This window comes from Prochlorococcus marinus str. MIT 1013 (genome assembly GCF_027359395.1).
Classification (GTDB): Bacteria; Cyanobacteriota; Cyanobacteriia; order PCC-6307; family Cyanobiaceae; genus Prochlorococcus_B; species Prochlorococcus_B marinus_E.
The window spans coordinates 348,641-372,810 of sequence record NZ_CP114778.1; the positions used below are offsets into that span (position 1 = coordinate 348,641).

The 24,170-nt window shown below is 30.7% G+C and carries 27 protein-coding genes and 1 tRNA gene; 19 read left to right on the top strand and 9 right to left on the bottom strand.

Annotated elements, in window-relative coordinates; genetic code table 11:
- Nucleotides 1-8: 8 nt before the first annotated feature.
- Nucleotides 9-164 (bottom strand): hypothetical protein, encoded by a 156-nt coding sequence (locus O5633_RS01860; protein WP_269610343.1) that lies wholly within the window; start codon nt 162-164, stop codon nt 9-11.
- Between the two features lie 137 nt (nt 165-301).
- Between O5633_RS01860 and O5633_RS01865 the strand changes: the two genes are divergently transcribed.
- From O5633_RS01865 to O5633_RS01880, 4 genes are all read left to right on the top strand, one after another.
- Entirely contained in the window at nt 302-508 is a 207-nt protein-coding gene (locus O5633_RS01865; RefSeq protein WP_269610344.1) for a hypothetical protein, read from the top strand.
- Nucleotides 509-664, top strand: coding sequence for a hypothetical protein (locus tag O5633_RS01870; RefSeq protein WP_269610345.1), 156 nt, complete (start codon nt 509-511; stop codon nt 662-664).
- A gap of 153 nt (nt 665-817) precedes the next feature.
- Nucleotides 818-1,360, top strand: coding sequence for a pyridoxamine 5'-phosphate oxidase family protein (locus O5633_RS01875; RefSeq protein WP_269610346.1), 543 nt, complete (start codon nt 818-820; stop codon nt 1,358-1,360).
- An 819-nt stretch (nt 1,361-2,179) separates the two neighbouring features.
- Nucleotides 2,180-2,253: transfer RNA gene (locus O5633_RS01880), tRNA-Met, on the top strand.
- Between the two features lie 149 nt (nt 2,254-2,402).
- On the opposite strand, the gene O5633_RS01885 is transcribed toward O5633_RS01880, so the two are convergent.
- Nucleotides 2,403-2,801: a hypothetical protein gene (locus O5633_RS01885; RefSeq protein ID WP_269610347.1), complete on the bottom strand. Its 399-nt coding sequence runs from the start codon at nt 2,799-2,801 to the stop codon at nt 2,403-2,405.
- 124 nt (nt 2,802-2,925) lie between these two features.
- Between O5633_RS01885 and O5633_RS01890 the strand changes: the two genes are divergently transcribed.
- On the top strand, nt 2,926-3,522 hold the full coding sequence (locus O5633_RS01890) for a peroxiredoxin (protein WP_269610349.1): 597 nt from the start codon (nt 2,926-2,928) through the stop codon (nt 3,520-3,522).
- Nucleotides 3,523-3,539: 17 nt separating this feature from the next.
- Here the strand turns inward: O5633_RS01890 and ftsH are convergent, their stop codons facing one another.
- Entirely contained in the window at nt 3,540-5,267 is a 1,728-nt protein-coding gene (gene ftsH / locus O5633_RS01895) for an ATP-dependent zinc metalloprotease FtsH (protein ID WP_269610350.1), read from the bottom strand.
- A 172-nt stretch (nt 5,268-5,439) separates the two neighbouring features.
- Here ftsH and rpmF point away from each other — a divergent pair, with 172 nt between their 5' ends.
- On the top strand, nt 5,440-5,619 hold the full coding sequence (gene rpmF / locus O5633_RS01900; RefSeq protein ID WP_269610351.1) for a 50S ribosomal protein L32: 180 nt from the start codon (nt 5,440-5,442) through the stop codon (nt 5,617-5,619).
- A gap of 6 nt (nt 5,620-5,625) precedes the next feature.
- Here rpmF and O5633_RS01905 read toward each other — a convergent pair whose 3' ends face one another.
- Together O5633_RS01905 and O5633_RS01910 are read right to left on the bottom strand one after the other, a co-directional pair.
- On the bottom strand, nt 5,626-5,955 hold the full coding sequence (locus tag O5633_RS01905; RefSeq protein ID WP_269610352.1) for a DUF565 domain-containing protein: 330 nt from the start codon (nt 5,953-5,955) through the stop codon (nt 5,626-5,628).
- A 3-nt stretch (nt 5,956-5,958) separates the two neighbouring features.
- Complete coding sequence (locus O5633_RS01910) at nt 5,959-6,705, bottom strand: HAD-IA family hydrolase (protein ID WP_269610353.1); 747 nt, start codon at nt 6,703-6,705, stop codon at nt 5,959-5,961.
- Between the two features lie 61 nt (nt 6,706-6,766).
- Here O5633_RS01910 and recJ point away from each other — a divergent pair, with 61 nt between their 5' ends.
- The gene (gene recJ / locus O5633_RS01915) at nt 6,767-8,653 is read left to right on the top strand and encodes a single-stranded-DNA-specific exonuclease RecJ (RefSeq protein ID WP_269610355.1); all 1,887 of its coding nucleotides are present in this window, start codon (nt 6,767-6,769) and stop codon (nt 8,651-8,653) included.
- Nucleotides 8,654-8,656: 3 nt separating this feature from the next.
- Here the strand turns inward: recJ and psb30 are convergent, their stop codons facing one another.
- Entirely contained in the window at nt 8,657-8,761 is a 105-nt protein-coding gene (psb30, locus tag O5633_RS01920) for a photosystem II reaction center protein Ycf12/Psb30 (RefSeq protein ID WP_269610356.1), read from the bottom strand.
- Nucleotides 8,762-9,041: 280 nt separating this feature from the next.
- Between psb30 and O5633_RS01925 the strand changes: the two genes are divergently transcribed.
- The 9 genes from O5633_RS01925 (at nt 9,042) to fmt (ending at nt 17,784) form a co-directional block, all read left to right on the top strand.
- Nucleotides 9,042-9,389: a TMEM165/GDT1 family protein gene (locus O5633_RS01925; RefSeq protein WP_269610357.1), complete on the top strand. Its 348-nt coding sequence runs from the start codon at nt 9,042-9,044 to the stop codon at nt 9,387-9,389.
- A 16-nt stretch (nt 9,390-9,405) separates the two neighbouring features.
- Nucleotides 9,406-9,699, top strand: a complete 294-nt coding sequence (locus O5633_RS01930) for a TMEM165/GDT1 family protein (RefSeq protein WP_269610358.1) — start codon at nt 9,406-9,408, stop codon at nt 9,697-9,699.
- An 84-nt stretch (nt 9,700-9,783) separates the two neighbouring features.
- Nucleotides 9,784-12,087, top strand: a complete 2,304-nt coding sequence (locus O5633_RS01935) for an RNB domain-containing ribonuclease (protein WP_269610359.1) — start codon at nt 9,784-9,786, stop codon at nt 12,085-12,087.
- Nucleotides 12,088-12,093: 6 nt separating this feature from the next.
- Nucleotides 12,094-12,702, top strand: a complete 609-nt coding sequence (locus tag O5633_RS01940; RefSeq protein WP_269610360.1) for a flavin prenyltransferase UbiX — start codon at nt 12,094-12,096, stop codon at nt 12,700-12,702.
- On the top strand, nt 12,699-13,256 hold the full coding sequence (locus O5633_RS01945; RefSeq protein ID WP_269610361.1) for a hypothetical protein: 558 nt from the start codon (nt 12,699-12,701) through the stop codon (nt 13,254-13,256). The genes O5633_RS01940 and O5633_RS01945 overlap by 4 nt, the downstream gene beginning before the upstream one ends.
- Nucleotides 13,257-13,330: 74 nt before the next feature.
- Nucleotides 13,331-13,810, top strand: a complete 480-nt coding sequence (locus O5633_RS01950; protein WP_269610362.1) for a DUF2996 domain-containing protein — start codon at nt 13,331-13,333, stop codon at nt 13,808-13,810.
- Nucleotides 13,811-13,977: 167 nt separating this feature from the next.
- Complete coding sequence (locus O5633_RS01955) at nt 13,978-15,387, top strand: TldD/PmbA family protein (RefSeq protein WP_269611293.1); 1,410 nt, start codon at nt 13,978-13,980, stop codon at nt 15,385-15,387.
- 1 nt (nt 15,388) lies between these two features.
- The gene (locus O5633_RS01960) at nt 15,389-16,777 is read left to right on the top strand and encodes a TldD/PmbA family protein (protein WP_269610363.1); all 1,389 of its coding nucleotides are present in this window, start codon (nt 15,389-15,391) and stop codon (nt 16,775-16,777) included.
- A complete protein-coding gene (gene fmt, locus O5633_RS01965) occupies nt 16,774-17,784 on the top strand; it encodes a methionyl-tRNA formyltransferase (RefSeq protein ID WP_269610364.1) in 1,011 nt (336 codons plus the stop codon). Before O5633_RS01960 ends, fmt begins: the two co-directional genes overlap by 4 nt.
- Here the strand turns inward: fmt and O5633_RS01970 are convergent.
- The gene (locus O5633_RS01970) at nt 17,781-18,503 is read right to left on the bottom strand and encodes a TerC family protein (RefSeq protein WP_269610365.1); all 723 of its coding nucleotides are present in this window, start codon (nt 18,501-18,503) and stop codon (nt 17,781-17,783) included. The genes fmt and O5633_RS01970 overlap by 4 nt on opposite strands.
- An 85-nt stretch (nt 18,504-18,588) precedes the next feature.
- Between O5633_RS01970 and O5633_RS01975 the strand changes: the two genes are divergently transcribed.
- The 3 genes from O5633_RS01975 to O5633_RS01985 all read left to right on the top strand — a co-directional run bounded on the left by O5633_RS01975 (nt 18,589) and on the right by O5633_RS01985 (nt 23,094).
- Nucleotides 18,589-19,248 (top strand): hypothetical protein, encoded by a 660-nt coding sequence (locus O5633_RS01975; protein ID WP_269610366.1) that lies wholly within the window; start codon nt 18,589-18,591, stop codon nt 19,246-19,248.
- Between the two features lie 62 nt (nt 19,249-19,310).
- Entirely contained in the window at nt 19,311-22,817 is a 3,507-nt protein-coding gene (mfd, locus tag O5633_RS01980) for a transcription-repair coupling factor (protein WP_269610367.1), read from the top strand.
- Between the two features lie 28 nt (nt 22,818-22,845).
- The gene (locus O5633_RS01985; RefSeq protein WP_269610368.1) at nt 22,846-23,094 is read left to right on the top strand and encodes a hypothetical protein; all 249 of its coding nucleotides are present in this window, start codon (nt 22,846-22,848) and stop codon (nt 23,092-23,094) included.
- 8 nt (nt 23,095-23,102) lie between these two features.
- On the opposite strand, the gene O5633_RS01990 is transcribed toward O5633_RS01985, so the two are convergent.
- Nucleotides 23,103-23,411 (bottom strand): TlpA family protein disulfide reductase, encoded by a 309-nt coding sequence (locus O5633_RS01990; RefSeq protein ID WP_269610369.1) that lies wholly within the window; start codon nt 23,409-23,411, stop codon nt 23,103-23,105.
- A gap of 52 nt (nt 23,412-23,463) precedes the next feature.
- Nucleotides 23,464-24,114, bottom strand: a complete 651-nt coding sequence (locus O5633_RS01995; protein ID WP_269610370.1) for an SAM-dependent methyltransferase — start codon at nt 24,112-24,114, stop codon at nt 23,464-23,466.
- Nucleotides 24,115-24,170 lie beyond the last annotated feature (56 nt).

A 24,170-nucleotide genomic window follows, 5' to 3' on the forward strand; every position in this document is an offset into this window, starting at 1 on the left:
AAGAAACACTATTTTTTTAGTGACTTTTCAATAACCTTCTGATTTTCCTTTCGTGAGAGGGTTGCCTCAAGTTGCGCTGAAGTTTTTTGCAGTTGAGTAGTCTTATGCATAGATGCCTCAGCTTTTGCACGAAGCTTCTGAATTTGTTCTAAAGAGTTTGTCATAACTTGAAGAAACTAGCAGTTTAGATAGTACGTTTCATATAAATGAAGAAATCAAGACAGTCTTTAGCTAAGTAAAAGCTAAAATTTGATTCTTCATCAAATATTCCATTATCTATCTTTAATGGGGGAGACTATCTATGACAGAAGATTGGAAACCGGTAGACTCTCAAGTCTTGGTAGATGCATGGGAAGAAATTAAAGACTGTGCTGAAAGTATCCAAAAAGATCTTGCTTGTCCCGATGAGACTATTTCAAAAATGTTGAGGTCAGTAGCTGAAACCTTTGATAATACTGTTGAAGATTTACTTGATAAAGCAGAAGAAGATTGGGAAGAAGAAAAATAGATGTATCATATAAATATGATCCCAGATTTCTTTCAATCCAGCGAACCAGTAAATCATATTGGTTTATGGAAAACGATAATTGGCTTATTCATAGTTTTATTTGCAACTTTTGTAGGTGTCGAAATTAGGCTTGGAAATGAAGATGAAGAACCATAATAATTTTTAAATTGTTAACTACCAATTAATGAATTATGACTTGGTAATTATTATTTTTTATATTGGATTTATTCATAAATTTTCAATATATAGCATTTATTAAAATTGTATTAATGTTGCACTGATTTTTATAAATTGGAAGAATTATTCATTATGCCTCCATGGTTTTCTCAAATTAACTCTGCTGAGAGAAATGAATCAAGATTTGATTCTTTAAAATGGGTTCAACTAGCCACAATTGGACTTGATAATACTCCAAGAGTAAGAACAGTGGTTTTTAGAGGATGGAGTGAATCTTACGAAATGGAAATCTATACCGATATAAGAAGTCAAAAATATTATGAATTATATTTGAATAATAACGTGGAGATATGCTGGCTTTTTCCAAATACTAAATGTCAATTCAGATTTCGAGGGACATCAAGAATTGATCTAGGTAAGGACAAGCTTCGTCATTGGGAGACACTAAGTGAGAGATCTAAATCTATGTGGAAATGGCCCACTCCTGGCGATCAGTTTCTCATTGATCCAAAAATAGATTTATCAGTTCAAAATAATGGGAAAATTTCAAATAACTTTGTTCTATTAAAGATTGACATCAATCATGTCGATCAACTGCTTCTAGATAAACCAACTCATATAAGAAGAAGATGGATACTAAAAAAAGAATGGGTTGAGGAACGTATAAACCCTTAAATAATTGAGGATGACGAAGCTTACTGTTGGGGAAGCCTCAAAATGTTTCTATCACCCTCTTTATATTGATAGCAATACTTTTTATTTTTGACAAGAATCCAATGAAAAACTAAAAAAATAAATAGTATTTAATAAAAAAATAATGAATATTTTTTTTTACTTATGGATTTTAAATTTACAGTTTTCTTTAAATAATTTCTTCTGACCCCAAGCTTTGTGCTTCTTATCTAGATCAGATATTGAATTACTCTGAGCTTTTAATTTCAAAAGATATGAAACTTTTGAAATTTTGGTCGATGATATTTTATCAGGGTAATCGTCAACTGCTTGGTATGCCTGTAAATAGTCAGAACTCATTACTATAGACAAATATCTATATTTATTATTAACTATGGTTTTATAACAATTTTAAATTCTTTAATATTCTCTTTCTCTTTGCTTTACATATATATGTTGAATCATTTTAATATTTTTTTATGTAAAGATAAAAGCAATTTGTTTTTCTAACAGAAATCAACTGCTTATTGTGACAGGGAAGTGAAATTTCAAAATCTATAATCAATAATGCATTGTTTTTAATACCTAAGCTTACCTAAGATTAATTGGCTTTTAGTACAGTATCAATAAAAAAACGAAGCTAAATTTTGTATTTGGACTATTCAGACATAAAAAAGAAATTTAGATCTAAAGATTTCTTCCTTAGATGACCATCCTGAATTATTATATGTACTAACCCTTTGACTTCTGATTAAACAACTTTTTTAAAGGAGTCTTTTCTTTATAAAAGCAAGGTAAGATCTATATTTGAAAGGGTTTTCTGTCAGTGTAGCTCAGCCGGTTAGAGCACAGCATTCATAACGCTGAGGTCGAGAGTTCAAGTCTCTCCACTGACATTAGTATTCCATTATCGTCAGCATATCTCAAAAGATATAGATCTAAATTATAATTTCCAATTGGTTAGAAAGATAGAAAATCAAAATCTATAAAAAGATTTATATTATTTTCTATAATATATAAATATGGCTTTGATCTATTAATTATGTTATTTGAAATCTATTTGATTAAGTCGTTCATTGAAAGATGGGGATGATGAATTATCGCTTGATCTTTTTTGATCAATTAAGACTTTTTCATTTTTTATGATATTAGAATCATTGTTAATATTATTATATATTGAAAAATTTTTTGAATTATTAAAGCTCACAGTTGAATTATTGCTTTGATTATCATTTGTAGGATTTGAGTTTTTAGATACTATATTTTGTGAGTTATAGTTTGTTATCTTGGTTGTACTATCATTATTATCAGTAGAAGTTGAGTTCTTCTTGTTATTTAATGGATACTTTTTAACTTCATTTCTCAATTGATTTAGTAACTTAAAGTGATTTGAAGAACTGAACTTTTTAACAAGGGTAGAATCCCAGCTTATTAGATCATTCATTTTTGTAGATTTTGGTCGTTTAGATAAAAAGCGTAAGTGACTAAGATGATTACATGATAAATTATAACAAGGAAAAGGGTACGTTCTCTACCCTCCAAACCAATCAAAATACGCATCTAATTTCATGACGACAAATGAGTCCCTAAGGGTCGGAATGCAAGCACCAGACTTTGCTGCTACTGCAGTCGTTGATCAAGAATTTAAGGACATCACACTTTCTCAGTACAGAGGGAAGTACGTTGTTTTATTTTTCTACCCATTAGATTTTACATTTGTTTGCCCTACAGAAATTACAGCGTTTAGCGATAGATATACCGATTTCAGTACAAAAAACACAGAGGTTTTAGGTGTATCTGTTGACAGCAAATTTACACATTTAGCTTGGATTCAAACACCCAGAAATGAAGGAGGTATAGGTGATATTAATTATCCACTAGTATCTGACCTTAAGCGTGAAATTTGTCAAGCTTATAATGTTCTAAACGATGATGGAGAAGCTGATAGAGGTTTATTTATAATTAACCCTAGTGGAGTTATAATGCACTCAACAATCAATAAAGCACCAGTTGGACGCAATATTGACGAAACTCTAAGGGTTTTACAGGCATATCAATATGTAGAATCTCATCCAGATGAGGTATGTCCCGCTGGATGGACACCTGGTGACAAAACCATGAAGGAAGATCCTGAAGGAAGTAAAGAATACTTTTCAGCACTTTAAATACAATCTGTCATTACTTAGTTCGTAGAAGTATAATTTTTAAGTGATTTTATAATATATTTTCCATCAAGAGTTTCATTATCTATTAATTCGTCAACTAACTTATCCATTAGATAGACTTTGTTTGAAAGTAGTTTAATTGCATGATTAATAGCTTTATTTGCAATTGCTATTATTTGCTTATCAATCTCCTTACTAGTTTTCTGTGAAAATTCTTTTCTATTTTGCATAATATCTCTACCAAGAAAAATTGAATCATTTTCTGATTCATATGAGATAGGTCCGAGTTCTGAGAACCCAAACTTTGTAACCATTTGATTTGCCCAAAAATAAACATCTTGAAACTCCTTTTGTGATCCTTGAGTAACTTCTTTAGATCCAAAAACGATTATTTCAGCAGCTCTAGATCCAAGTGAAATTAATATCTTGTTATAGATATAATTACGTGTAATAAGACCGCTATCTATTGACTCTTCGTCAGGTGTGAAATAAGTCATACCAGATATGTCTCCAATAGACTTAAATAATGAAATCTTTTCTAATTTATCTGTATTTGTAATTAATAAAGATACTAATGTTTTACCAATTATCTGATATGCAATTTGTCTTTTCTTTGTGATATCAGAAAGTGGTTTAGAAAGTAATCCAAAGCGTGCTTTTTCTAGTGCTTTATCAAGTTCATTGCTACTTATGATGGATAGGTTATTCCTTGCTGCATGAATTGCTGCCTCGTTTAGTAGATTTTGTAGATCGGCACCTGAAAAGCCAGGAGTCTTAGATGCCCATTCCATAAGATTTACAGAATCGGATAAAGGTTTTGTTCTGGCATGTACAGATAGAATTTTGTGTCTAGCTTTTCTATCGGGAAGAGATATGTAAATACGACGATCAAATCTTCCAGGTCTAGTTAAAGCTCTGTCTAAAACATCTGGCCTATTTGTCGCTGCAATAACAATAACTCCATTGTTAGAAGCAAAACCATCCATTTCAGTTAGAAGTTGGTTTAAAGTTTGCTCTCTCTCATCATTTCCACCTCCTATTCCAGCCCCCCTTTGACGGCCAATTGAATCAATTTCATCTATAAAAACAATGCAAGGTGATTTTGATTTTGCGCTTTTAAAAAGATCTCTAACTCGGCTTGCCCCAACCCCAACAAACATTTCAACAAATTCTGATGCTGATATAGAAAAGAAAGGAACATTTGCTTCTCCAGCAATTGCGCGAGCTAATAATGTCTTTCCAGTTCCAGGCGGTCCCACTAATAAGACACCTTTAGGGGTTTTTGCACCAAGGTCAATAAGAATCTGTGGATTCTTTAAAAAGGCGACTATTTCTTTTAACTCATCGGATTCTTCATTTAACCCTGCTACATCATCAAAAGTAATTTTATTAATTTCATCTTCTTTTACCTGTGAGGAACGCCCATAAAAACTTTGCATATTATTTAACAACTTGGATGATCTCCTGATTAAAAAAGAAAAAGATATAATAAATATTATTAAAAGTCCGATTCCAGTAATAAAATTAGCTAATCGTTGTTCTGAAAGGGTATCTCTTACTGTAAGAGGTACTTTATATTCTTCAGATAATCTAAGTATTTTCTGATCATTATAAAATATTGGAATTGTTTTTTTCTCACCATTGATAAATTCTATAAGGACCTCTCTTCTATTTGGAATTAAAATAATAGAAATAATTTCTCCATTTTCTATATCCTTTAATAATTGACTATAACTTTTACTCATTTGATAATCAATTCAACTAATTCAAAAGAATTTACAAATAACTATAGTCAAAATGATTACTAACTTGACTTTATATAGAAAAAGAGACAAGAAGTTAGCTTTACAATGGAAGATTTTTGATTAATTGGACGTTGACGTTATAAAATATAAAATCTGTGAATGTTAAGAAAAAATGGCGGTACCAAAGAAAAAGACCTCTAAAGGGAAAAGAAATCAAAGACATGCGATTTGGAAAGGCAAAGCTGCTATTGCAGCTGAGAAGGCGCTATCAATAGGGAAATCCGTTCTAACAGGAAGAGCTCAGGGATTTGTATATCCTATGAATGAGACTTCAGAAGAGGAGTCTGATTAAGGTTAATCAAGATCCAAGCTTAAAAGCTTCAAGAATTAATGCATAGGTAGAACCTATTCTGAAATTATTAATAGAAATTATAATTATTGATAATTTAGAATAATTAGATAATAGGTATGATCTTATGGCTAACTCCATGATTATCAACAAAATTATTGCCAGAAATATCGTATTAACAGTTTTATCTAATAAAAAGGAAATTAGACTATTGGTAAAATAAAAGCCAAATAATAAAGACAGTAATAGAAAACTTCTTTTGGTCCAAGAATCACCAATAATCGGATTGATAAAAGAAAACAAAGAATCTAAAAATTTTTGAAATTTGGTTTTCTGCATTTATTAATTAATAATTTTAGTCAAATATGATAGGTCAACATTATTGCTAATTAATTCCTTGCCATAAATTACTTTAGCGGGATTGTAAGCGTTGCCAAGGCTGTTAACACATGCGTTGGCCTTTGTAGAAATGTTTTTAATAGAAGATGACCATGGAGGTAATGTCAAAAGACAATTTAGTTTTGCTGCCTTAGCTGCCTCAACACCAATATTAGAGTCCTCAATAGCTATGCAATTAAAATGAGACTTTTTGCTTAATTGAATTGCTAAGTTATAAGCATCAGGAAAGGGCTTGTGCTTTTCCACATCTTCATATGTAATTATTCCTGAAAAAAAATCTAAATGTGAACTCAATGAGGTATTTAAAAATGGTTCTAATGAACCTCTACCACTAGTCGTAACAATAAATTGATCAATACTAAAACAAGAAAGTTCTTCGATAAGCTTTAAAACTCCATCTCGAACCTTAATCTGTCCAGATTCAATTAATTTCTTATAATGTATACGCTTTCTTGATTGAATTTTAGAACATTGATCGTCAGTAACTTGATTATTTGATTCGTTACGATGATGAATGATACGGTTTAATCCACCCGAGATTTTTAGTAGTTCTAAATATTTGATCTCATTCCAATACCAATCCAAGTCAAAGTCCTTAAAAGCTAAATTAAAAGCTATTCTGTGCCCACACAATTCTGTGTCGGCTATGGTTCCATCAACATCCCAAAAAACAGCTTCTAACTTATTCATGTAATTTAAGTATAAAACAAATATAATTCTGTTTACTAAGGAATCAATCAAGGATAAGCTTTTGACAACAGATAATAATCAAATCAAAAGATGGATATTACCAAGTCCAATAAATGAAGTAGAAATAGATAATTGCTCAATAAACTACACCTTACAGAAAGTCCTATCTAGAAGAGGTCTTGATTTAAAAAATGATCTAGACGGATACTTAACCCCATTAGATCTACCTAATCCAGAAGATCATTTCAATGAATTAAGCAAAGCTACCGGAAGAATAATTGAAGCTTGTAGAAGAAACGAAAAAATTGCTATATGTGGTGATTATGATGCAGATGGTATAACTAGCACAGTACTTTTAGTTGAATTATTATCTAAGCTAGGTGCGAAGCCAATTCCATATATTCCTTCAAGACAGGATGATGGATACGGATTAAACATAAAAATGATAAATGAAATAAATAAAATAGAAATAAATTTAGTAATTACTGTTGATAATGGTATTTCAGCATTGAAAGCAATTAACAGATCAAATGAATTAGGTATAGATTTAATTATAACAGATCATCATAAAATACCTGACTTTAAAATTGATGTCTTTGCGATAATTCATCCAGAGAGATCACCAAGTAATTCTCCTTATAAATACTTAGCAGGTGTTGGTATTGCTTATATACTAGCTAAAAATTTATGTAATAAATTAAACTATGATATATATAAATCGTCTGCAAACGTATTATTTTGTATAGGAACAATAGCAGATATGGCTCCCCTTATAGGCGCTAACAGGAAACTCCTTAAAGAGTTTTTACCACAAATTAGAACTACAAATAATATTGGTGTGAAATCAATAATTAAAAAGCTATCAATTGATCAAATTGATATTACTCCAGAAGTCATAGCTTTTAAAATTGCACCATTAATAAATGCTGTAGGACGAATTGGAGACCCAAAAGTAATACTTTCTCTACTGTCTAATAAATCAGAAGATCATATTGATAAACATATTAAAGAATGCTTTTCATTAAATAAAGAAAGAAAACGATTAACTCAATTAATAGAAAAAGAAGCTTTGGAAATAGGTCAAACTCAATTTAGTAATGGCCAAAAGTTTCTAGTACTCACTAATAGTGAATGGCATCTTGGAGTTATTGGTATCGTTGCAGCAAGAATGGTTGAAAAGTTTAATTTACCTACCGCTATTATTTCACTTGGAAATGATGGATTATTTAGAGGTTCAATAAGATCAAATAATCTTCTTAAGGTCAATCATGCACTCGATGAATGTAGTGATCTTCTTATAGCTCATGGAGGACATGCAGCCGCTGCAGGATTCACAATTAAAGAAGAAAATATACCTAAACTTATGAAAAGAATAAATAAAATAGCTATTAGAGAATTTAAAGATTATAATTTAGATAAAACTATAACCCCCGATGCTTACATAAATCTTGTCGATATAAACCTTGATTTATATCGACAACTAATGTTAATTGGACCTTTTGGCATTATGAACAATGCTCCAATTTTTTGGACAAGAAAATGCAGAGTTTTAGACATTTACAGGCTTAAGGGAGGTCATATAAAAATGACCTTAAATGATGGAAGTGGTTCAATAGATGCAATCAAATGGAATAATACTAAGAAAATAAAAACTAATGATTTAATAGATATTGCTTTTTATATTGAAATTAATAAATGGAAAGCAAAAACAAATGTGCAATTAAATTTAATTGATATTAAAAACTATTCAAATACTATAGAATTAAAAATACATAATCATCTGTATAAATGTAAATTTATATCAAACAAGGATATATTAATCACAAATAATAAAGGTCAATCTATTTGCTCTAGATTATCTACACACTCAAAATTTAATAAAAGCCAAGAGGTCTTTGCTAAAAAAATTCTTACTTTTGCTGAGATTGCTCTTGGTAAAGCTGCTTAAATTTTAAACACCTCTTCTGTAGAAGATCAATGCAATAATTGCTGGCCCAGCAAGGAAGACAGCTACTAGAGGCAAAAGGTTTCCCATGTTTTTTTTAATGTTTGTCATATTCTACTAAATAAACTGGCTTTACTTCACAATAATTAAAAAATTTTGATCTTCCCGCAATTATTTTAGATTTTATTGTTTTGGTGAATAAGATTTGACTTTCTTTCATAGTAGAAAATTTATGAGATTAGATATTTTATTAATAGACAAGTAAAATATTTAGGTATTATGTAAGTAATCTTATAAAAAAATTGGAATAAATTTAAAACTTGATTATATAGAGGCTTTTTATATAATATATAATTATTAAAAAAAAAGATAACATCACTAAAGGTATGTAATGGGTCAACCTAATTCAAATTCTAAATTAGATATCAGTGACTCAAATGATTCTACACCTTTTATAAGTGTGTTAATTACAACCTTCAGTACAATATTTTTAGCAGAGTTAGGTGATAAAACTCAGCTTGCAACCTTAATGCTTTCTGCTCAGTCGGGTAGACCACTTATTATTTTCATTGGAGCCGCACTAGCTCTTATTTCTACAAGTCTTCTTGGAGTAATGATTGGTAGGTGGATAGCAAATAATTTCCCAAGACAAAATTTTACAGTTGTTTCTGGAATAATTATGTTAAGTTTAGGGATATACCTAGTAACAATAGGTGTTATTGACGTTTTTCAAAATTAAAATTTGAATTGGTTAAATGTTGCTTACACTTCTTTTCACAACATTTGTCACTGTATTTCTTGCTGAAATGGGTGACAAAACTCAATTAACAACAATAACTTTAAGTAGTACAACCAATAAACCCTTGGCAGTATTTATTGGATCGTCAATAGCTTTAATATTAGCAACGCTTTTGGGAGCTTTAGCAGGTGGTTCTATTGCTAATCTTATTCCTGCTTACTTACTCAAACTGCTTTCTGGAATAGTATTCTTAACTATTGGAATTAATCTTCTAGCACAATGTAAAAAACAATATACTAGTAATAGCTAGTAAACAAAATTTATTCATATAAATATAGTCTTGATATCTCAAGTCTTACATCCATTGAAATTAATTTAATTAACCACCTTTATCATGACAACAGTTTTAAAAATACTTGAAAATATTGAGAGAGAGAATGGTTTAGATCTTTCTAAACTGGAGAAATCCTTGAAGCTTACAAAGAAACTAGATAGAGATAAGTTACGCATAGCTATTAATGCTCTTACAAAGCTAGGCATAGTTCAAAATATTAACAATGACACACTGAATATTAACACCGAAATCGATTTTATTAGGGGTAGGGTTCGTTGTAGCAGTAAAGGATATTGCTTTGTTGTTAGAGAAGATCAAGGTGAAGATATATATATTAGAGAAGCTAATTTAAATAATGCTTGGCATGGTGATTCAGTAATTGTTTTAATTACTAAACAAGGCTTGAAAAGACGAGCTCCTGAAGGATCTATACAATGTGTATTAGAAAGATATAATGATATTTTACTTGCTAAAGTTGATACTGATATATTAACAGGAGAGCTAAAGGGCTACCCATTGGATGACAGAATACCAGTAATTATTGAGTTAGATAAAGAGATAGATAATCTAAATAAGCATCCGAGCACAGATCTAATTTATGAGATAAAAATAAATAAATATCCAATTGCTCAATTCAATGCAAAAGGTTCAATAATTAGAGAATTGCCAATAAATTCTGGTTTAGATGGAGATATTGAAATATTACTCTCTAAAAATAAAATTATAAGGAATTTTGATACCCCTAAAGTTTCTCCTAAGAAAGTTTCATTAAAAGGAAGAGACGACTTAACATCTCAACCTTCACTTTTATTTGAAAGTTGGGAATGTAATAATTCTCCATCATTACCCGCTATATATGCACAACCTTTTGAAGGTGGAAATAGGATATGGCTACATTCACCAACTGTATCTGAAAGAATCAATTTAGGCGGTAAACTAGATGATTATCTCAAAAAGAAAGGAGAAGTCATTTGTTTAGGAAACAACTGGCTTGAATTTTTAAATGAATCACTTAGCAAAGCTTCTAAATTTAAACTTAATGAAGAGACCGAAGCTATAACTTTAATAATAGACATTGATAGAGAAGGGAAGATATCTGATTGGCAATTTTTACTTACTATTATTAAACCAGTAAAAATTATAACACCAAAACACCTTAAAGCTATACACAACAGGAAAGCTACTTCTAAGTCTATTCCTATTGTTCTTAAGCCTATAAAGGATTATCTAGATGTCATCTACACGATTATTCACTCTTCAAAACTAATCAATATTACTACTAATTTATCTATTAAATTAGATCAAAATATACCTAATTTGGAAAGATTAAGTGAATTACATAAAGCTTTCCCAAGCAGAGACTTCAACGGATGGTCTAAATCATATGATTCTTTTGATCCTCAGTCAATAATTGACGTATTTATTAGATTGTCTAATAACATACTTGCTAAACATTTAATTGGATACAATTTACCATTTATTTATAAGGAGCATGAGACCGTTGACCCATCAGCTATAAATGAATTAACAAAATCAGCATTAGCATTGGATAATAATCTTACTGTTAATATTGATGGTTCTGCAACAACAACTCAATTAATAAATTCATTTGAGACAAGTTCTGAAAAGAAAATACTTCATAAACTTATAAAACATATTATTCCTGGTATACATCTTAAACTTTATAAATCTAATTCTCTAGAAAACAATGATAATTTAAATCTAGACCTACTCGTCAATAATATAGAATCTCCTTGGTGTTGTCCTTCTTTAAATTATTGGAATATTTTTAATCAGTATATATTAACATCACTGTTAATAGATGGTAAAAATAAATCTAACAGTCGAAGTAAGTTATATATTCAATTAGGAAAAAAAGACAGTTGGAATGATGTCAATTGGGATATATTCACATCTAAAATTAAACAGACTATTAATAATCAGGCTAATTTAAAATTAATCCAAAATTTAAATAATATTCGAAAGAAATCAAAATCATTTAGAAATAACATTATTTCAATTGCTCAGGGTAGAGAAGCTCAACAAATTATAGGCAAAGAAGTCACTGCAATTATTACGGGTGTTCAAAGTTATGGTTTCTTCGCTGAGATAAATGATCTGAGTGCTGAAGGATTAGTTCATGTAAGTACCCTTGGTGATGATTGGTATGAATACAGATCAAGGCAGAACCTCTTGGTTGGTCGAAAAAACAAAAAGACTTATCAACTTGCACAAAAGATAAATGTTAAAGTATTAAAAGTAGACATACTAAAAAATCAAATTGACCTAGAGCTAGTAAAAAGAAATGAATCCGAATCAAAAAGCAATAATGAAGCTTTTAAAGATATTAAATCAAATAATTAAGAGTTAATGAAAAGTACCGTTATTGCAATTACTGGGGCCTCAGCAATGCAAATAGGCGAGAGATCAGTACAACTTATGTTGGAAAATAATAAATCTGTAGATTTAATACTTAGCAAAGGTGCCTATGAAGTAGCAAAAAGTGAACGCTCTATAAATATCCCTGTAGAGCCAAAAGCCCAGACAGTATTTTGGAGAAATAAACTAAATGTAAAATCAGGAGATTTAAAATGCTATAGATGGAATGATCATTCAGCCTCAATTGCTAGTGGTAGTCATAAAACAAAGGGTATGTTAATAGTTCCATGTTCTATGGGTACATTGGGAAGAATAGCATCTGGTTTTTCATTAGATTTAATAGAAAGATGTGCCGATGTTCACTTGAAAGAGAATAGACCACTAATAATTTCACCAAGAGAATCACCATTAAATTTAATACATATAGAAAACATAAAACGTCTAGCTATTGCTGGAGCATTAATTGTTCCCCCTATTCCTGCGTGGTATACAAATCCAAACACAATTGAAGATATAATTGATTTTATAGTTGTTAGAATGTTTGATTCACTTGGTGAGGATTTAAAAATTATAAAGAGATGGAAAGGTCCAAACAAATGAAATTAAATTATCTACTTAAATTTATTCCATTATTATCCTCGTTAATATTCTTAACTTTTTTTTTCCTTACTAATCAAAAGGAATATACAAAATTAAAAATAGTTATTTGGAATACTCCAAGACTATCTTTAGGTACATATGTTGCACTATCAACAGGAAGTGGTTTTCTCTTCTCTTATGTTCTCACAACAAAACTTGCAAATATTAATAAACAAAGTATTAAAAAATCAATAAAATACAAAACTGACTATGAGGATCAACTAACCAACGTAAATAAAGATTCCTATAGTAGTATTAACCATGAGAAAACGTTAATAGAAAGGGATATAAAAGATCCTTCTCCGACATTAAATGCAAATTTTAGAGTTATAGGAAAAATCAATAAAATGAAGTCTGATTTTATTAATAGGGATAATATTCAATCCGATTATTCTGATATTTCAAATGTATCTGGTGAAGATTCTTACAATGACCAACAAATGATATATGATAATTATGATAGTGAAATCCAAAAATCAAATGACTGGGATGATCAATCCTTTTTAAGGTGGTAAACCAGAAATTATTAAAATATTTTTAAACAAAAATAAGTTAACTAACTATTTAAATGATTTGCTAAAATAAATTCATGAAAAATTCAGAGCCAACAAACGAAATAAAATCCAATAACGAAGTTTCAAAAGTAGTTTCAGAAACTCCTCCAATAGCAGCAGCTACCTCCATCCCTAAGAAACCAGAAAAGCCTCCAAAATTAGAAGATAAGCCATTCAAAGAGTTTATAAATAATCATTTAATTCCTGAGTTAAAGATGTCAATCCAAAAGAAAGGAACAATAGTTATAGACATTAAATTGCTAGAAGGTGATCGACCAGTTGTTGGAGGACATTGCTGGATGTTGTTTTGCGAAATATCTGAACAAAGAAGATTTTGGCTTTGCTTTAATAAAGAAATCATAACTTCTGACAAGACAATATTATTAGCTGAGTCGAATTCAAATCCAAGCATAGTAGAATCCTTTTTAATTGATGAAAAAAAGACTACTTTACCCTTGTTAATTTCTAGAGTACTTCAAAGATTAAATGGTCAAAAATGGATTGGTGTAAATTGAATATTTCTAACTTAAAATTTAACTAATTTATAATAAATTTTTTATTTTTAAATAATAACAATAAACATTTCTACTTTTTGATTAATACGCAATTATGTCGTTCAAGTGCCATAATATAAAAAAACAAAAAATTGACTAATTCTTTACTTACTAAACAAAGTGAAAATCTGTTATTTCATACTTTTGATGACACATTAAAACCACAAATTGAAGAATTATTATCGCTTGGCAAAAAAGCAGGAGCAGATCTTATTGAAATTTTTCTTGAGAAATCAGATAATATTTCGCTTCTAGCGGAGCAAGACGAAATCTCAAATGTTAGTCCATCTTTTGGTATAGGTGCTGGCATAAGAGTATTTCTTGGGAAAAAAGACGGATTTGTAAGTACCAATGATTTGTCAAAAGCAGGTTTGCTGTACGCTCTAAATCAAGCTTTAAGAATGTTAGGTCTAGAAGTTGGCTCAAGCAATAAAGACAAATTCGAAGGCTTATCAACCCTGAAGGACTTTGGAACTAATAAGAATAATTGGTTAGATAAATCACCAGATCTAAGTGAATCAACTTTAAAATTGCTAGAAGCTACAAATTCTCTTGCCGTTAAAAATAAAAATTTACAGGTACGTAGAGCAAGCTATTCGAGAAATTGGCAGGAAGTTCTTGTCGCTGCAACTGATGGAGTGTTTGCAAGAGACATTCGACTTCACCAAACAGTTGGTATTAATGTAATTGCACAAAAAGATAAGAACAGATCTACATCTGCTAGAAGATATGGCAGTTCTGGAAACCCAGATGATCTTAGGAACTGGAAAATCGATAAAAGTGCTATTGAGTTAAATGAAAGTGCTCAAAAAATGTTATTCGCAGAATATGTTGACGCAGGTCAAATGCCTGTTGTTCTAGCCAATAAATTTGGAGGAGTTATATTTCATGAAGCTTGTGGTCATTTGCTTGAAACTACGCAATTAGAAAGAGGCACATCCCCTTTTCATGACTGTATTAATAAGAAAATTGCCCATAAGGCTGTAAGTGCAGTGGATGAAGGACTCTCAGATTATGCCTTTGGCTCAATATCTATGGATGATGAAGGAATGGAACCTCAAAATACATTACTTATCGAAGATGGGATACTAAAGAAATTTATTTCAGATAGAGCAGGCTCTTTAAGAACTGGTCACCCAAGGACTGGAAGTGGAAGAAGACAAAATTTCTCATTTGCTGCTGCTAGTCGCATGAGAAATACATACATTAAACAAGGCAATTATTCTCCTGATAAATTAATTGAAAGTATTGATAACGGTCTTTACTGCAAATCAATGGGTGGCGGTAGTGTCGGTCCAACAGGTCAATTTAACTTCTCAGTTGAAGAAGGCTATTTAATTAAAAATGGAAAACTCGATAAACCAGTCAAAGGAGCAACCTTAATTGGAGAAGCAAAAGAAATTTTGCCTAGAATCTCTATGTGCGCAAATGATTTGGATCTTGCCGCGGGATTTTGTGGCTCTGTAAGTGGCAGTGTAAACGTTACTGTTGGTCAGCCACATATTAAAGTAGATTCAATCACAGTTGGTGGAAGATAATATGAATGAATTAAATACTTCTAAAAAAAATTGTGAATTAGACCCACAACTATTGACTAATCTTTTAATCAAATATAGTAAAGAATCTGAAATCGATAAATGGGATGTGGGGGCATCTACCAGTAAAGATATATCTGTTCAGGTTCAACAAGGTAATGCTAAACAGTTAAAAGGTTCTCAACGAAATTCAATGACATTAAGAGTATGGAATAAGAATAACAAGGTTGGAATAACAAGCACCTCTGACTTAACAAGTGAGGGAATTAAGAAAGCAATGAGAGGAGCTATTGAAGCTTGTCGTTTTGGTAATAACAAAGAAACACCGGAGTTTTCATCATTAGCAAAGTCAGCATTAAATGAATTAAATTCTACAGTTTCAGATACGCATACAATTGATGAATTACTCACTATTCTAAAAAAAGCTGAAAAAGAATTAATAAATACGCATGAGTCAATAGATTCTGTTCCATATAATGGATTAAGTGAAAGTTATATGGAAAGGATATATATAAATAGCGAAGGTGCTAATAGATATATGAAATTATCACAATCATCTATTTATTTGTATGCTAAGGGTGAAGAAAAGAATAAAAAGCCTAGAAGCGCAGGCGGAATTAGAATAAACTCTAATTTAGAGGATCTTCAAATTGATTCTTGTATTAAAGAAACATCAGATAAGTTAATCAGCCATTTAAATTATAAATCTATAGAAACCGATAAATATCTTGTATGTTTTTCACCTGAAGCCTTTCTTCAATTAATTAGTGCTTTTAGTTCAATGTTTAATGCACGTTCGATTATTGATGGTCTAAGTATAATGAAAAAAGATTCGATAGGTTCCCAAATTTCAGTTGCTAATTTAAATATAAGCGACGAAGGGCTTCATCCAGATAACGTAGGAGCCTTTAGTTTTGATGGTGAAGGAACTCCAACTCAAAATATTAATTTAGTAACTGATGGTGTATTAAAAAATTTACTACATTCAGAGGCAACTGCAAGAAAATTTGGAGTTAAACCAACTGGCCATGCTGGCTTAGGAGCAAAGGTATCTGTATCACCAGATTGGTTGGTTGTAAGCAAAAGTAGATGTGGAATGGATACGGACCCCAATCTAAGTATTAATGAAACACGTAAAGAATTTATCTTAATAGATGAACTTTCCGCTATTCATTCTGGTGTCAAGGCTAGTCAAGGTTCATTTTCCTTGCCATTTGATGGTTGGATAGTTAATGATGGTAAACATACGTCAATTGAGGCAGCAACAGTCGCTGGAGATATATTGAAAGTGCTAAAAGGTATTGTTAAAATAGAAAAAGAACAGATTGTTACGCATCAAGGTATTAGTCCATATGTTTGGGTTAATAACATATCAATAACTGGTGAAGCGTGAAGATAGTTTTTTGGGGAACACCTAAATATGCTGCTGAGAATTTAATAAAAATAGTGAAGGCTGGAAACGAAGTTATTGCTGTAGTTACACAACCCGATAGAAAGCGAGGTCGTGGTAAAAACTTGTCACCATCACCTGTAAAACAAACAGCAATAGATTTAGGTATACCTTTCTTTTCAACACAATCAATAAGGAAGGATCAAAATACAAAGGATATGCTCAAAAGTTTGAAAGCTGATGTTTATATAGTTGTAGCTTTTGGTCAAATTCTTCCAAAAGAAATATTAGATCAGCCAAAACTTGGATGCTGGAATAGTCACGCGTCATTGTTACCTGTATGGAGAGGAGCAGCTCCAATTCAGTGGAGCATTATCAATGATGATCCAAAGACGGGGATTTGTATTATGTCCATGGAAGTAGGTTTAGATACAGGTCCTGTTATTGAACAAGAGGCAACGGTTATTAATGATTCAGACAACCTTGAAATACTTACCAATAGACTATCGAAAATATCCTCTAAACTTTTGGTTCAATCACTTGAAAGAATAAGTAAGATCAAAAGCTCAAACAAATCATTAATTCTTGAAGAATTAAAAGCTATTGATCAATCAAAATTAAATGGTCAGCCGAGTTATGCAAGACAAATAAAAAAAGAAGATTATTTAATTGATTGGAATCAAAATGCGAGGAAAATTATAAAAAAAATACAGGGACTTTATCCAAACGCTTATACACTTCATAATGGTAAGAGAATAAAAATAATAGAAGCCACTTCAATAGCAAATAAAAAAGAACTACTTGCAATTCAGTATATTGTAAAGGAATCAATAAACAATAGATTACCTGGTGAAATAATTATGATAAACAAGAAAAGTGGGATAGTTATAATGACTAAAGATTATCCAATTGAACTAAAATATGCTCAACTAGAAGGTAAAAAAGTAACTGATAGTTATACCTTATCAGTTCAATGTAATCTAAGAATTAAAAATAAATTTGGAATCTAAACATTGTTAATTGTATTTATTTTAGATGAAAAGCCCCAAAGAAAAAGACATAGCATTGCTAAGAAGAATAAATATTCAGGTATAACTAATTGGAAGAATATTAATTGAATAATTAACTTTAATCCAATAATACCAACTGCGATATAACCAGCTTTTTCTAAATTAATATATATCTCCAGCCATTTAATGAATAATCCAGAGGTAAACCTTAATGCGATTACTCCTATAATTGCGCCTGTAATAACCAAAAGAAATTGGTCACTTATTGCTACCGCTGCTGTAATACTATCGATAGAAAATGCTAAATCAGTTATAGCCAATAAAATTATAACCTTAAATAATGAATATTTAGATTTGCTGCTATTAGCTTTATCGGTATCAATTAAGTGAGTATTGTTAATAGAAATAAACTTTGATATTGATAGTGATATTAAGTAAATACCACCAATTAGTTTAACTGGCCAAAAATTCAAGAAGAATTGAGCAGTAAGAATCACAAGTATTCTCAATATTAAAGCTATAAATATGCCTATATTCAGTGCTTTTGTTTGAAGATCGATATTATTTAGATTCTTAGTTATTGTAGCCAGGGCTACAGCATTATCTGCTGACAATACAAGCTCTAAGGAAATAATGATTGGCAAGAGAGGTGCTAATTCAACCCATTGGTCGATACCATCAAGTAACGGAGTTAAGGATCTAAGAGATGCTGAATCCATTAAATTAAGAAAAAAGAGCTATTTACACTACCTGTTTGGTATATTTTAACGCTAATAATTCTAATTAGGCTAATTCAAAAGAGTTATGAGGATTGAATCGAAACTTTGCCACCTAACTACAGATAAAGCTGTTGTGCAAGTTAATGGGTGGCTCGATGATAAAAATCTGGGAAGTGCACTGGCAGAAGGGCCAACAGTAGAAGTTGCTGAAGATAAAGCGATAGCAAGACTTAATAAAAGGCTAAAAATATTAGCAAATGATGAGAAAACTATAAGGTCTATCAATGAGGATATAATCAAAACCCCAGTGAATGTTGATTTACCAAAAAATGAAAAAATTAATACTAATCATGAACCAAGTGATTGGAGTAACGAACTAGCAGCAATTGATTTAGAAATTGATAGATTAAAATGGTCTAGAGATGATGAAATCAATTTTCTAGTAAAAAGTCTAGGTTATAAAAATAGGAACAAAATAACTAAGTATAATGATATTGTAAAGTATCTAAGTCTTTTGAAGGAGATAGATATACCAACACAAAATAAAGAAGATAAAGGAACTATTAATACATTAATTGAAGAGTCCGATAAAATACTTAGGGATTTGTCATGGGATCATACACATGGAAGAGAATATTTACAAAAGGAATTTAATGTTTCAACAAGGAAGGAACTTAATCAAGAACAATTAATGTCTTTTGTTGAAAAGCTTAAATCAATTCGAAATCAATATCAAGCTAGTTAACCCTTCTCAAAAAGATAAATAAAATGTTATGGTAACGTGATTAAATTAAGTAAATTGGAATAGTGTCTTTAGAGTCAATAGCAAACTATTTAGAAAATCATCAGTTAACAAATGAGTTGATTGGACGATCAAATAGAGATGAAAGATTAATATTAACAGGAGCTTCTCGAACAGCAAAAGCATTAATTACTACTTCTCTTGCTAAAAAAGTATCAAAAACATTATTAGTAATCGTTCCAACATTAGAAGAAGCTACAAGGTGGTTTCCACTAGTAAAAGATTGTGGATGGACAAAGACATGTTTATATCCTACAAGTGAGGTTTCTCCATATGATTCAATACAGGTAACTTCAGAAATTGTATGGGGTCAATTACAAGTACTTAGTGATATTATGGAGACAAAAGAGCATGAGAATATAGCAATAATAGCAACAGAAAGATCATTACAACCACATTTACCTCCAATAGATTTTGTTAAAACAAAGTCTATTAAATTAAATGTAGGAGATGAAATAAATCTTGGAGAATTATCATTAAAATTGAGCGAAGGTGGATATATAAAATCTAATAATATTGATCAAGAAGGAACCTGGACAAGACGTGGTGATATTATTGATATTTATCCTGTTAGTAGCGAACTACCAATTAGATTGGAGTTATATGGCGATCAATTAGATAAGATTAAAGAATTCGATCCAATATCACAAAGATCATTGGATAAAATTGATAATGTTTGTATTACTCCAACAGGCTTTGATCCCCTAATAATAAATAAGCTTATATCAATCAATGATAAGGATATATCAATTTTATTTACAGATGAAGAGTCCTCTGACTTAATTAATTCTAATAAACTATCTACTGCTAAAAAATATTTAGGAGTTGCATTCGAAAAGCCTTCATCTTTATTAAATTATTTAGATGATAATACATTTATTGTAGTAGATGAACGATTGCAGGGCTTATCACATGGAAATTCATGGTATAATATAGTTAATGAAAGTTATACAGAAGTAATAAAAAATAGAGAAGGCAGTCAATCAATACAAAATATATTTAAACCTAATCTACATAAAAATATTGATGAAATTTATAACTCCCTGAATAACTATAAAGGGATTGATATTACAGATTTAGAAGACACTACAAACAAAGATAATGTTTTTAATATTTCCAGTAAAGTTCATCAATGGTTACCTAATCAATATGGAAAAATTAGTTTATCTTTAAAAGATTATATAAAGAATAATTTTTCAATCTGGATAATTTCTGCTCAACCAACTCGTGCAGTTTCTCTATTAGAAGAACATGAATGTATTACAAAGTTTATACCTAATAACAACGATCTTAATGGTATTAGCAGTATTATTGAAGACAATATACCTGTAGCTATTAAAAATAGTAATGAGGGAGAAATTGAGGGGTTTTACCTTCCAGCATGGAAAATCGCATTAGTAACTGATAAGGAATTTTTCGGACAACATAATATTTCAAGTACAGGATATGTGAGAAGAAGAAAGCAATCCCAAAGTAAAAAAATTGATCCTAATAAAATGAAGCCAGGAGACTATGTTGTTCATAGAAATCATGGTATAGGTTTATTTCAGAATATTCAAAAAATAAATATTAATGGTGAATCGAGAGATTACTTAGTAATAAAATATATGGATGGAAAATTAAGTATTGCTGCGGATCAACTTGGTAGTTTAGGCAGATATAGGAGTTCTAATACAAAGTCACCTACAATTAGTAAGTTAGGAGGTGGAAATTGGAATAAAATAAAAGAAAAGGCTAAGAAATCTGTTAAAAGAATTGCTATTGATTTAATTAAATTATATGCAGAAAGAAGTAAAGAAAAGGGCTTCAAGTTTCCAAAAGATGGACCTTGGCAAAGCGAATTAGAAGACTCATTTCCATACGCACTAACACCAGATCAGGCAAAAGCAACAATTCAGGTTAAATCTGATATGGAATGTGAAAAACCTATGGATAGATTAGTTTGTGGTGATGTTGGATTTGGGAAGACAGAGGTTGCAATAAGAGCAATATTTAAAGCAATCACTTCAGGAAAACAAATTGCATTGCTTGCGCCAACAACAGTATTATCACAACAACACTGGAGAACTATTTCTGATCGATTTGCACCTTACCCTATAAAAGTATCTTTGCTAAATAGATTTAAAACTAGTAGTGAAAGAAAGCAAATATTTACTGGATTAAAAGATGGACATATTGATGCTGTTGTAGGTACACATCAACTTTTAAATAAAAAAATATTTTATAAGGATTTGGGACTTCTTGTTATTGATGAAGAACAACGTTTTGGTGTTAATCAAAAAGAAAAAATAAAAGAGTTAAAAAAAAGTGTAGATGTATTAACTCTTTCTGCTACTCCAATCCCACGGACCCTCTATATGAGTCTTTCTGGTGTTCGTGAAATGAGTTTAATTACAACACCACCACCATTACGAAGGCCAATTAAAACTCATTTAGCACCACTTGATAATGAGATAATAAGAAGTGCAATTTCGCAAGAGATAGATAGAGGAGGACAAGTATTTTATATTGTTCCACGAATAAAAGGTATAGAAAATGTAGCTGATAAGATAAAAATTATGATTCCAAATGTGAAGTTATTAATCGCTCACGGTCAAATGGAAGAAGGAGCTTTAGAAAATGCAATGTTGGCATTTAATGCCGGGGAAGCTGATGTTTTACTTTGTACGACTATTGTCGAAAGTGGCTTAGATATTCCTAGAGTAAATACTATTTTAATAGAAGATTCTCATAAATTTGGGTTATCTCAGCTTTACCAATTGAGAGGCAGAGTAGGCCGTAGTGGAGTACAAGCACACGCTTGGTTGTTTTACCCAAACGATGAGAAATTAAATGAGACATCAAGACAAAGGTTAAAGGCAATAAAGGAATTTAGTGATCTAGGTAGTGGTTATCAGTTAGCAATGAGGGATATGGAAATTAGAGGCGTTGGCAATATTTTAGGTATTGAACAAAGCGGACAAATGGAAACAATCGGATTTGATTTGTATATGGAACTATTGCAGGAAACTATCGCAGAAATACAAGGACAAGACATTCCATCTGTTGAGGATACTCAAATTGATTTACCTGTTACAGCTTTTATACCTGGAGATTGGATAACTGATCCAGATGAAAAAATAAATGCTTATAGATTAGCTTCAGAATGCGAAAACAATGATGCGTTAGTTAAATTTGCTAGCAACTTGGTTGATAGATATGGAACATTACCAAAGGCCGTTGAATCATTGATAGAAGTAATGAAATTAAAAATAATTGCCAAAAAGTGTGGCTTCTCGAGAATTAAGTTGTCAAAACCTAATGTTGAGCTTGAAACAATGATGGATGAGCCAGCTTTTAAGTTAATGATAAAAGGATTGGCAAACCATCTTCACGGAAGATTTATCTATAAAAAAGGACTTCGATACTCGTCAGTGACCATTCGAGGTGTAGGCATATTAGATAGCGACAAACTTCTAGATCAACTTACTGAATGGCTAAATTTAATGTGTTCTGAAATAAATACTCGATAGATAAATTTAAAAATCATAAAAGAATGGCATGTCAATTTTTCAATTGGTTGATGCTGACGTTTTTAAACTAAAAAATTGCTATAGTCACCAAAATTTGAGTATTATTACCTTGGGTGAAGTATTAGAAATCAGTAATAACCAATATGGATTAAGTCTGTTTAGCGGAATGATAAGTATTTTAGCTATAGGAATATATACACTTTTGACTGTAGATGCAGGAAACGATGATGATGATTCTGACTCTGGAAGTGGTGGATTGATGCAACCAGTCAATTAATTAGGAGATCAACTAGATAATAGTTTAGAAAGTCTCTCTCTAAAATCACCTTTAGCAATTCCTCCTTTTAGTTCACCTATAATTTCAAATTCTCCATCAGGTTCATTAACCAATAGATAAGTCGGCCAGCCCATACCTTCTTTTGTTGGATATTGTTTTAATAGTATTGGTCTATATTTTCTATAAACCAATGTATCTTGTAGCTTTACGCTAATAAATTCAATACCTAATTCATTTGCAACTTTAGAATCAAAGAAGCTCATCCTGTGACAAGTTCCACAATCTTCAGAACTAAATTTAATTAGAGAACAGGACATAAAAAATTTTATTGTGCACTAATACTAAATATAACTATTAATAAATACTAGTTCAGTAATTAGACTTATTGTTTCTTGCAATAACGGAAAAAAAAGGATCACTCTCTACGGAGTAAAATCCAAAAAGCTTTTTATCATGAGTTTTTTCATTGTAAATTCTTTCAATCCTCCATCCATTAGCACTAAGTACATTATTCACATATTCAATTCTATTTTTCTCTGACGAATAAGTCCAGATGTTCGGAGCTTTAGTCCAGAATGCTCGATTAGTAAAAGAAATAATCAATAATGAATCAGATTTGATAATCCTTGATAGTTCTAATGAAACTTTTTCTGGATATTGAAGATATTGCCATCCAGCAACAATTAATCCAACATCAACAGAAGAATCCTCTATTGGCATATTCTGCTTGATATTTAAATTTTGGACCCAGAAACTATCAAGCCTTTTATTTGAACTTAATTCAGATTCATTCATTCCATGACCAATAACTTTTTTATATCTAATATTCGAAGGTAAATGGCTTACCCAACTACTCATTAAATCTAGAATTACGTAATGATTAAGTAAATACTCTGCATATAACTTAGTAAGGCGGGTTCTGAATGAATAGCTTAGGTGGTGAACATATCTAGGCTGTTGATAGAAGATATGATCGTCAGCAATATCTATTTTTTCTCTATCGTAAATTGAAAGTTTCATTTTAATTAAATTTTTATAAATTCTAGTTGATTTTTTCAGTTATTGGAGAATATTTT